We start from the raw sequence: 10,398 nt of genomic DNA, 5'->3' as shown, positions 1-10,398 counted from the left end.
ATTACCCCTCCTACATTACTCTTTTGAACATCTTTTCAATTTCATACGTAGAAAAATGGACAATGACTGGTCTACCGTGCGGACAAGTCAGTGGATGCTTTGCATTTTTAAGGCTGACTAGCAACTGCTCCATGTCATGTAAAGTTAAATAATGGTTTGCTTTAATCGAGAGCTTACAGCTCATCATGATCGCAGCTTCTTCCCGAAGCTTTTTAATATCTGTTTTTCGGTTCGTCAATACTTGCTCGATCAGTCCTTCGATAATTTTCGTTTCATGCCCCTTAGGAAACCAAGCTGGATGGTCTCTGACAACAAAACTGGAAGAACCAAATTCCTCTAAGAATATCCCTACTTTGTGTAGCTCCTCCAAAGATTCCTTAATACGATAGGATTCATCTAAAGAGTAGTGGAATGTGAGTGGCAATAAAAGCGCTTGGCGCTCAGTTGCATCAACCTCTCCTACCTTTTCTTTATAATACTCGTATTTGACGCGTTCTTGAGCCGCATGCTGGTCAATCAAGTAAAATCCATCCTCACTTTGCGCCACAATATATGTACCATGGATTTGACCAACCACATGAAGATCTGGAAACGGCTCTTTTTGTTCTATGATTTCTTCTGGGTATACTTCTTCCGTAAGAGGAGACGATTCCTCATAGACCTTAGGGGTTCCTCCCCAATTGGTGTCTTCAGGGCCTAATGGAGTAGAAGTAGCTATAGGAGTCGTAGTATCTTGCTCCTCATTCTGAGGAGGCTTTACCGACTCGTAGGTTTGTTTAAAAAAGTCAAACTGGTAGCTAGGCTGTGGCTTTGGCCTTACGGGTTTTTCTTTAATCTCCGGCGGCTGCTGAGAGCGATGCATAACAGAACGGATGGTCTTCTTCACAAGCTCCATCAGTTCCTTTTCCTTACTCAGCCGGACTTGATGCTTCGCGGGATGAACATTAACATCCGTTAGCATTGGGTCTGTTTCTATGTTCAATACGACAATCGGATAACGACCTATTGGGAGTAAGGTATGATACGCCTCTACAATTGCATTGTTCAGCCCGTAATGCTTTACCCAACGGCCATTGACAAGAATCGTCATATAGTTTTTAGATGCTCTCGTAATCTCTGGAAGCGTACCATATCCGGAAATTTTAAAATCAGAGGACTCTGCCTCAAATTTAATCATTTTTCTAGCATTGGACACTCCGTAGATAGAGGCAAGAACCTGTCTCAAATCTCCGCGGCCACTAGTTTGTAGGATTGTTTGGTCGTTGTGTGAAAGCTTAAAAGCTATTTTAGGAAAGCTAAGTGCTAGCCTATTAATAAGATCGATAGTATGACCTAGCTCCGTTTGAATAGTTTTCAAATATTTAAGTCGTGCTGGTGTGTTAAAGAACAACTGCTTCACAACGATATCAGTCCCTCGGCGAATGGGAGCCGGGGTACAAGATTGAATCTTCCCGCCTTCTAATTCTACCTTTGTACCGATGTTTTCCCCATTCGATGTCCATAGAAGGATTTTAGATACAGAGGCAATACTAGCAAGTGCCTCCCCACGAAAACCTAGGGTGCGAATACGAAACAAATCATGCTCAGTCATTATTTTAGAAGTGGCATGTCTGGAAAAGGAACGAAGGGCATCCTCTTCATCCATACCTTTTCCGTTGTCGGTTACTTGTATTTCTGCTAGTCCTGCTTCTTGTAGCATGATTTCAATGGAGGTGCTTTCTGCATCAATGGCATTCTCCACTAATTCCTTCACGACGGAGGCAGGACGCTCCACTACTTCCCCCGCCGCTATTTTATTGGATAAAAGCTCTTCCATTACGACGATCTTTCCCATTGTTGCTCACCACCTATTATGTTTTAATCTAGCTCATTTTGCAGTTCATATAATAATTGAAGAGCCTCTAAAGGTGTAGTACCCGAAATGTTAACCTTCTTAAGCCTTTTTACTATTCTATCTGTTAGTTCGTTGTCTGATGTTTTCGCTTCCACTATTTTAGGAGTAGTTGATGGAGTAGGCAACTCATCAAAAAATGATAGCTGAGTAATTGCCTCATTCTCCTTTTTTGATTCCTTTTTGTCCTGCTGCTCGAAGGTATCAAGGATTTCCCTAGCTCTTGAGATAATTCCTTCCGGAAGCATCGCAAGCTCTGCTACATGAATACCATAGCTTTTATCTGCTGGCCCATCCTGTAGCTTATGAAGAAATACGACCTTACCATCCTTCTCCGTAGCAGCTACATGAACATTACGTAGATGGGACAATGTTTGCTCAAGCTCCGTCAGCTCATGGTAATGAGTAGAAAATAACGTATTTGCCCCAATTTGATTATGAATATACTCCATCATAGCCTGTGCAAGGCTCATGCCGTCATATGTAGACGTTCCTCGACCAATTTCATCAAATAGAAGAAGACTATTGCTTGTTGCATTGACAATGGCATGTTGCGATTCCATCATTTCAATCATAAAAGTACTTTGACCACCAGCAAGGTCATCTGCAGCTCCGATTCGTGTAAATATTTTATCTACTATCGGCAATTCTGCTGATTTAGCTGGAACATAGCAACCGATTTGTGCCATAATGACAGTTATTGCCACCTGCCTCATAAAGGTACTCTTACCAGACATATTAGGTCCAGTAATTAGCATCATATTTTCTTCTTCAGTGAGCACACAGTCATTAGGTACATATAATTGGTTGTTCATCATTTTCTCTACAACTGGATGTCTGCCCTCTTTGATAATCATAGCTTTCGAATTATGAAAGACAGGTCTCGTCAGACGATGTTTTTCGGCAACTTCCGCAAAGGAAATATACACATCTAGCTCACTAATTTGTTTGGCCAGCTTTTGAACAAGCGGAATATAATGTTTAATTTCCTCTCGGAGCTCGGTGAAAAGTTCGTATTCAAGCACTAAGCTTTCGTCCTCCGCAGATAGAATAAGAGATTCCTTCTCTTTCAGCTCGTCCGTTATGTACCGTTCCGCATTTGCCAGTGTCTGTTTCCGGACATATCTAGATTCATCTGCATAATGGATATTCGATTTGGTCAGTTCGATATAATATCCAAACACTCTGTTATAGCCTATTTTTAAATTTTTTGCTCCCGTGATTTCACGCTCTCTTTGCTCGAGCTCTGCTATCCACTTTTTCCCGTTAACAGAAGCATCTCGAAGCTGGTCTAAACGTTCGTTATAGCCGTTTTTAATAACCCCTCCGTCTTTCACGGAAATCGGTGGTTGATCGCTAATTGCATCTGCAAGTTTTCTCCATATATCCTGACAATCCTCAATTGCTTTTCCCAAACGCTGTAACGTTTCGTCCTGCGTTTCTAATAACAGCTGTTTAATCTGCGGGATTTTAGAAAGAGACTGTCTTAGCTGGGCAAGATCTCTACCCCCTGCACTTCCAAATCCTATTCTTCCAACCAAACGCTCTAAGTCGTATACCTCTTTAAACAGTTCTTTAATTTCCTCTCTAAGCATGAAATCATCTAAGAAGCTCGTGACGATATCAAGTCGAGATTCAATCGCCTGCTTAGTGGCAAGTGGCTGATGAATCCATTGTTTTAATTTTCTTCCACCCATTGCTGTAACTGTCTCATCGAGCAACCATAATAATGTTCCCTTTTGATCTCCATTCCGGATAGAAGATACAAGTTCTAGATTGCGTTTGGAATGGTAATCCATTGCTAGGAATGCTTCTCTTTCTTGGAAAGTTAAGGGCTGAATGTGTAAAAGCGATCTCTTTTGTGTTTTTTGTATGTATTTTAGTAATCTTTTGACGGTACGATGTGTAGTAACCGGATGATCCTTGACATACTTTTCTGCTTCTTCATCTGTCAGCTCCTCCTGCTCGATAGACAGTACAAAATTGTGAATCGAGGATAATTCATTGATTACTAAATACATTTGCTCGCTTACAATCAGTTCCTTTGCTTGCAATGCTAATAGCTGCTGAACTACTTCCTTTTCGTCGCCTTTTATAATAGTAGTAAACCCATCACCAGTAGATACGTCTAGATAAGAGAAGACGATTTCATCTGTAGACAGTAAATCAGCAGATGCAATAAAATAATTCGTTTTATTTTGTAGCGACTTTCCTTCCATTAGAGTGCCTGGAGTCACGAGTTGTACAACCTCTCGTTTTACCACCCCTTTTGCTACTTTCGGATCCTCCACCTGCTCACAGATTGCCACCTTATACCCTTTTGTGATCAAGGTTTCAATATAACTCTGAGCTGCATGGTGTGGCACCCCACACATCGGAATGCCGTCCTTCCTGCTTGTTAAAGTAATTTCCAAAATAGATGCTGCTTTAATCGCATCATCATGAAAGAGTTCATAAAAATCGCCGAGACGAAAAAACAAAAAAGCATCTATGTAGTCTTCTTTAATCTTTAAGTATTGTTGCATCATTGGAGTTATTGTAGTCATTGTTAACCTCTTCTCATTGTTACTAAACCTATTATAACAAATTAAATAAATGAAGCAGACATAATGCGAGCTCTTTTATTTGTTTTATGTTGGAAAAAACACATTACTAAAGAGGCGCATCTGTTATCCTCTTTCATTGACCTTCCTCAAGTTCGGACTCAACTTCCCGCTATTACGCTCCTAAAAAGTATTAACCTTTGCTATTACAGTTGGATTCCCCTCATTCAAAATGACCTTGAGTATAAAGCCAGAGCTAGACAACAGCTTACACTTTCATATCTCCGTATGTGTCTCTACAACCAATTAGGAAAAAACATATACTATTTTACCCCATAAAAAAAAGCCGGACTGCGCCGGCTTATTAAAGAGAGGACGAATCGTGGAAGTCTTCAGATGAGCTGGAAGAAGAGCTAGAAGAACTAGATGAGCTTTCATCTTCATAGGACCATTCTTCCTCGAAGTCTTCATCATACACTTGTATACAAACAGTTGTTTCTCCAACGACCTCAGCAAGCAATTCTCTCTCTACAGTTACTTGGAATTGACCATTGACAATGATAGCCTCTGTGCAGTTTGGTTGCTGGATAACACGCACATGCACTTCTTCACCAGTAGAGTCTTTATCTCTGAAGCTTAGTTTGATGCGGTCTTTATAGTTCACTGTCTCAGTAAATACCGATGTTTTGGAGTGATCGTGGTGGGCATACCACACATTGATATCAAATTTTCCTGTTACTTCTACAAATTTCCCATGTTTTTTGGATTGATAAGTATGATTGATAACCCAGCATCCTAAAATGCTAGAAGGTGTGTTTGGTGGTCGAAGCGTTTCACAAGATTCCGTTCTCTTCTTACCTTTAGCAACAACTGCCTTCGTCACGATATGTCGCAAATATTTCATGTTCTTCCTCCTTGTATTCAAGTCATAACATCATATGCACCGTTTGCCCAATCGGTTCATCAGTTTTAAGATGTTGTGTAGACAAAAAGGGAAAGAACTACAAATTTTTTCATTTCTCATGAGTATTCGACATTAGTTATACATCGACCTTTGGCCATATAGCTTTCCAGTTTTTATTCATCATACGTCTTTCATAAATCGCTTTAAGGTCGCTGCTTGCATTAAATCTAGGAATTGGTCTTACATGCATCTGGAGGACGTCATACACTCCATGGGGAGCAGTTATAATTAACATATCCCCCTCTAGTTTTACGCCCAGAGCCGTGACCGTTTCTGGAAAATTGGCTATTCCATCTGTCGCAGACTTATAAGGAGGGAGGTTATTAACTTCATGCATTCTCGCCTGATTTTTCACTGACCAAGGGATGTCTGGCATGATAGCGAATAACTTCTGCTCTATCCTTTTCTCCATTTCCTCATCTAGACAACTAGGGTCAAAGTAAATAACATCAATATCTGCTAGTGGAGTTCTTGCGTCATAATTATGCAATGTATCCCATATTTTGGAGCGTACAAATCCAGCACATATCCACCAATCCGGAAGCTTCAAATTCTGTACAACTCTCAATAAATCCATCATCCAAGCATCAGCCTCGATTAAAGCTGTAATTTGTTGCTCTGTTTGAATATCCATTCTATGCATCTACTTTCTGTTTTCTACTATAAAAAGTCAGCTTCCATCCTATGGAAATACTAATTATAAGCACTAAAATGTATAACCACTCGAGGCTAACTATAGTAACTATCATATGAACAAATGCCATGACACCAACTAAAAACATTGACCCAAACACTTTAATCATCGAATTATCCTGAGCTTGCTTCGGTGTATTGGAAAATGGAAAAGGATCTTTGATGAATATCCAGTAGGAAACTATTGTTAGTCCTACTGCAACTAGCAAAGCTATGATTATGTCCAACCATATTCGAAAGGAAAAAATCCAAAGGAAAACTATACTTAAAGGAATTAATATAGGCATAAAATAGTTTATAATAGTAGCCTTCAAGGTTGCACTATATACAGTAGCTCTAGTAGGAATCGGTGCTACGTAAAAAATCCAATGGGCCTTATAGTAGTTAGAAAACTCAAGCATTGGAATTACCGAAGGAACAAAGATTAGCGCAAAATAGATCACCATAAACGAATTTCCACTCGCTACTTCCTCATAACTGCTAAACCTCAAGTTATTGAAAAGCATAATAAATGGGAAAACAACTGCAAAACCTAGCATTGGATAAATTTTTAGCTTCAATTCCCTTTCTTCCTTTAACATAATGGAGGAAAATCTATAAAAAACCTTCTCTTCACTCGTTCTGCACAAAACCTTAGACCAAAAGGTAGTCAATCTTCGAGCCTTTTTCTTTCTTCTATTTGAATCGCTCTGTAATTTGGCTAGGTAGTTTTCAAAGGCAGGCATGAGTCGCACGTAAAGTAAAACAGCAAAAATAGGTATGATAATTGCAAGCACGCTGAAAACAATCGTATAAAAAGCATCATTGCCATTAAAAAACAGCTCCAAAGGTGCAGCATACCAAAAAGGTGGGAGGAACAAATGCCACCATGCGAAGCTATAGCCAATATCTAAATTTACGATGTCAAATATGCGTGCTATTAACTGATAGCTGACAGTCATACCAATCGCTAGGAAAATTTGAACGTAATTAATAACATCCTTTAGGAATTCTCCACTAAAGAAGCGTAGGATAAATAGATAAACAAAAGCTGTAAAAATGACCGTCAAACAACTTATTAAAATAATTTCAAGCAAAAATAAAAGTGCAAACAGTATACCAAACTTAAATATACTAACTACCAATGGAATAGCAACAAAAGAGCCGGTCAATAAAACAATATAAATCAAAATATGCATGGTCTTAGCAGCATTGATCGTTCTATTGCTAATTGGCTTCGGCTGTAAGATATTCTTATCTCGGATATCTAAAAGTACTGCAGAAAAGTCGGAAATCATAGAAGTCATTAAGATAAGAAACAGCGTGCTGAACATAATAGTAAAAGAAAAAAGAAAGCTATTTCCTAAAAAAAGAAATGGGGTCAACAGGATAAGTCCAAAAAGTCCATAAATCCATAAAGATTTTAGAAATTGATTTCCATCTTTTTTTACTTTAGAGCCATTGAAAATAGGAGGCATTCTACGACTATCCATCGTCAGCTTAAGCTGCAAGACCCTTCTCATCATGTCATAATCAATATCCAGCTTGAGAAAAACTGTCCTAAAGCGATCTAGCACTCTTAGCGATGCAAAATCCTTCATAGCCTTTTCCCCTCGCTTACTGTTTGTACAAAACGTTCTGCTATCTCTTCATGCTCAGTAAACCCAGTCAATTGATTAAAAATCCCCTCCAGTGAGCCCTCCTGACTTTGCTGTTTTAGCTCTTCAAAGCTTCCATCTGCTACTACCTCCCCGTTCACCAATAGCACGATTCGATTACTGATTTTTTCTACGACGTCCATAATATGAGAGGAATAGAAAATTGTTTTGCCTTGCTCAGCAAGTTTTGCAAGAATCTCTTTAATAACCATGACACTGTTGGCATCTAAGCCACTAAGTGGCTCATCGTAAAACAAAAGATCAGGGTCATGCAACAGGCTAGAAATGATTAATACCTTCTGCTTCATCCCTTTTGAAAAAGAGGAAAGCCTTTGATGAAAAGCACCTTCTAGACCAAATTCTTTCATGAGAGAAAAGGCTTTTTCCTCGGCTTTCTCGCTCGTTAGTCCATACATTTCACCAGTAAAAATTAGAAACTCAAAGGCTGTCAGGTTTTCATAAAGCTCCGCAGTTTCTGGGACATAGCCAATCCGTTTTTTATATGTATAATCACTTTTGTGTATATTTTCCCCAAAAATCTCAATCATCCCTGAATAACCTTCAATTAAACCAAGTATTAGCTTCACTGTAGTACTTTTACCTGCTCCATTCGGTCCAATATATCCGATGATCTGTCCCTCGTAGACATCTAAGTTTATCCCGCTTAGAACCTGCTTGTTCCCAAAGCTTTTGGAAACATTTACTAATGATAAAATTTTTTGTGGTTCCATCTAACTCCCCCTTTATTTATATATCTATAGTAGTTACGTGATGAAAAGAACTATCTTCTGTATCTATCTATTTCAGTGTTTCCTAGTATAATAGGATGTAATTATTCAAAATATTTACATTTATAGTGTAACATATAGATAATAGTGTTTGACATCCAATTTTCTTACTAATATTTAATTTGTATTACTGTTGAATTTTTCAGTTAAAGAGTGTAGGATTTGCTAGAATGAAAGTACAGAAGGTGTAAGGAGAGAATTCGAATTGTTGACTACTCCAGAATCTAATAAAAAAACAATCGCCCTATTAATCATAGGGATAATTTTTATTTCCTCAACACTGCGGGCACCACTTACTGCAGTTGGTCCAATTATTTCTTATATTAGGGATGGCTTGGACATTTCTAATGTATTAGCAGGGTTTATCACTACTATCCCATTGCTTGCCTTTGCTATCATCTCCCCATTTGCTCCAAGAATAGCACGTCGGTTGGGAATGGAGATGACATTATTTCTTGCCATATTGCTACTGGCCGTAGGAATTGCAATCCGCTCCATCGGCACTCCATTTTTCTTATTATTCGGAACTGCCTTGGTAGGAGTAGCAATTGCATTTGCAAATGTATTGATCCCTAGCTTCATCAAGCTAAAATTTCCATTACAGATTGGGTTACTCACAGGTATTTTCACGGTTTCTATGAATCTATCAGCTGGCATCGGTGCCGGCATTAGCTATCCTATCGCAGAAGGAACTTCGTTTGGATGGCAGGGAGCCCTTGGTTTTTGGTCTATTTTAGCTATCGTTGCCTGTTTAGTTTGGATACCACAAATTAAGAAAAAGCAGCAGCTTGTCACAGAAGGACCGGACACCAATCCAGTGAAGGCTAAATCTATCTTAAAATCTCCACTAACATGGTCAATTACCTTATGTATGGGTTTCCAATCGCTTATTTTTTACACAACTGCTGCATGGATTCCTGAAATATTGCAGACACAAGGAATGGAAGCAGAGAAGTCAGGCTGGATGCTATCTATCATGCAATTCTCACAGCTTCCAATGACCTTTCTCATTCCGATACTCGCAGGTAGAATGAAGGATCAGCGAATTCTAGTAGCAGTGTATACAGTTTGCTATTTAATTGGTTTCACAGGGTTATTATACGGAAGTCTATCACTTGCAATACTCTGGATGGTATTCCTAGGATTAGGTGGCGGGGCATCCTTCGGGCTAGTTATGATGTTCTTCTCTCTTCGATCTAGAACACCAATGGAGGCTGCTGACTTATCCGGTGTTGCCCAGTCAATTGGATATTTACTCGCTGCTATTGGTCCTGTCTTCTTTGGCTTTGTTCACGATACGACAGGAAGCTGGAATACTCCTATGATTTTATTCATCGTGACTGCTATTCTCCTATTTTCTGCCGGAATGCATGCTGGTAGAAATCGATTTGTATCAGAGGCTTAACAAACGAGTATATTGAAGGGCATCATTTCTTAATGGAATGATGCCCTTCAAATTTTTTAATGAAGAAAGTTAAAAATACTTGGGTAACTTATAAAGAAAACCTCGATATATCGCTATATTTATTCGTTAAACCAAGACGTTACATAGAAAATTTTTCATTGTTTTTTTCATTATAATTTATTATTTTATAATAAAAATACATAATTGTGACAAGGCCAATACCCAAAAGTATACTCCCAGTAGCTAAAAAATTATTTGTATAGCCCGAGATTCTCATTAAGTATATCTCTGTATCTGCCCCTCCCTCTTTTGAAAGCCAATGATCCGCGAAGGAAGTACCAAAATGCACACTGGAAAATATCATTATTAACCCGAAAATACTTAATAAGGCCCCTAGACTAACAAAGCCCTTCATTTTATCTTTAGTCATATTACTACTCCTATCTATCTTTTAGAATTGTCGTAGCTAATTTTGAA

At 38.8% G+C, this 10,398-nt stretch carries 8 protein-coding genes; 1 reads left to right on the top strand and 7 read right to left on the bottom strand.

The window, feature by feature from the left end; all coding sequences use genetic code 11:
- Positions 1–10: 10 nt before the first annotated feature.
- The 6 genes from mutL to MKY94_RS08235 form a co-directional block, all read right to left on the bottom strand.
- Positions 11–1,834: a DNA mismatch repair endonuclease MutL gene (gene mutL, locus MKY94_RS08260; protein WP_342578447.1), complete on the bottom strand. Its 1,824-nt coding sequence runs from the start codon at positions 1,832–1,834 to the stop codon at positions 11–13.
- A 23-nt stretch (positions 1,835–1,857) separates the two neighbouring features.
- Positions 1,858–4,437, bottom strand: a complete 2,580-nt coding sequence (mutS, locus tag MKY94_RS08255) for a DNA mismatch repair protein MutS (RefSeq protein WP_342578446.1) — start codon at positions 4,435–4,437, stop codon at positions 1,858–1,860.
- Between the two features lie 361 nt (positions 4,438–4,798).
- Entirely contained in the window at positions 4,799–5,338 is a 540-nt protein-coding gene (cotE, locus tag MKY94_RS08250) for an outer spore coat protein CotE (protein WP_144541801.1), read from the bottom strand.
- Between the two features lie 136 nt (positions 5,339–5,474).
- A complete protein-coding gene (locus tag MKY94_RS08245) occupies positions 5,475–6,032 on the bottom strand; it encodes a nucleotidyltransferase family protein (RefSeq protein ID WP_151110273.1) in 558 nt (185 codons plus the stop codon).
- Between the two features lies 1 nt (position 6,033).
- A complete protein-coding gene (locus tag MKY94_RS08240; RefSeq protein ID WP_151110275.1) occupies positions 6,034–7,671 on the bottom strand; it encodes a hypothetical protein in 1,638 nt (545 codons plus the stop codon).
- Entirely contained in the window at positions 7,668–8,459 is a 792-nt protein-coding gene (locus tag MKY94_RS08235) for an ABC transporter ATP-binding protein (protein WP_151110277.1), read from the bottom strand. The genes MKY94_RS08240 and MKY94_RS08235 overlap by 4 nt, the downstream gene beginning before the upstream one ends.
- Positions 8,460–8,721: 262 nt before the next feature.
- Here MKY94_RS08235 and MKY94_RS08230 point away from each other — a divergent pair, with 262 nt between their 5' ends.
- The gene (locus MKY94_RS08230) at positions 8,722–9,921 is read left to right on the top strand and encodes an MFS transporter (protein ID WP_151110279.1); all 1,200 of its coding nucleotides are present in this window, start codon (positions 8,722–8,724) and stop codon (positions 9,919–9,921) included.
- A gap of 139 nt (positions 9,922–10,060) precedes the next feature.
- Here MKY94_RS08230 and MKY94_RS08225 read toward each other — a convergent pair whose 3' ends face one another.
- Positions 10,061–10,351, bottom strand: coding sequence for a hypothetical protein (locus MKY94_RS08225; protein ID WP_342578444.1), 291 nt, complete (start codon positions 10,349–10,351; stop codon positions 10,061–10,063).
- Between the last annotated feature and the right edge of the window lie 47 nt (positions 10,352–10,398).

Origin of the sequence: Psychrobacillus sp. FSL K6-2843 (assembly GCF_038626375.1) — a bacterium.
GTDB classification, from domain to species: domain Bacteria; phylum Bacillota; class Bacilli; order Bacillales_A; family Planococcaceae; genus Psychrobacillus; species Psychrobacillus faecigallinarum.
This window is presented reverse-complemented; position numbering and strand designations above follow the sequence as displayed.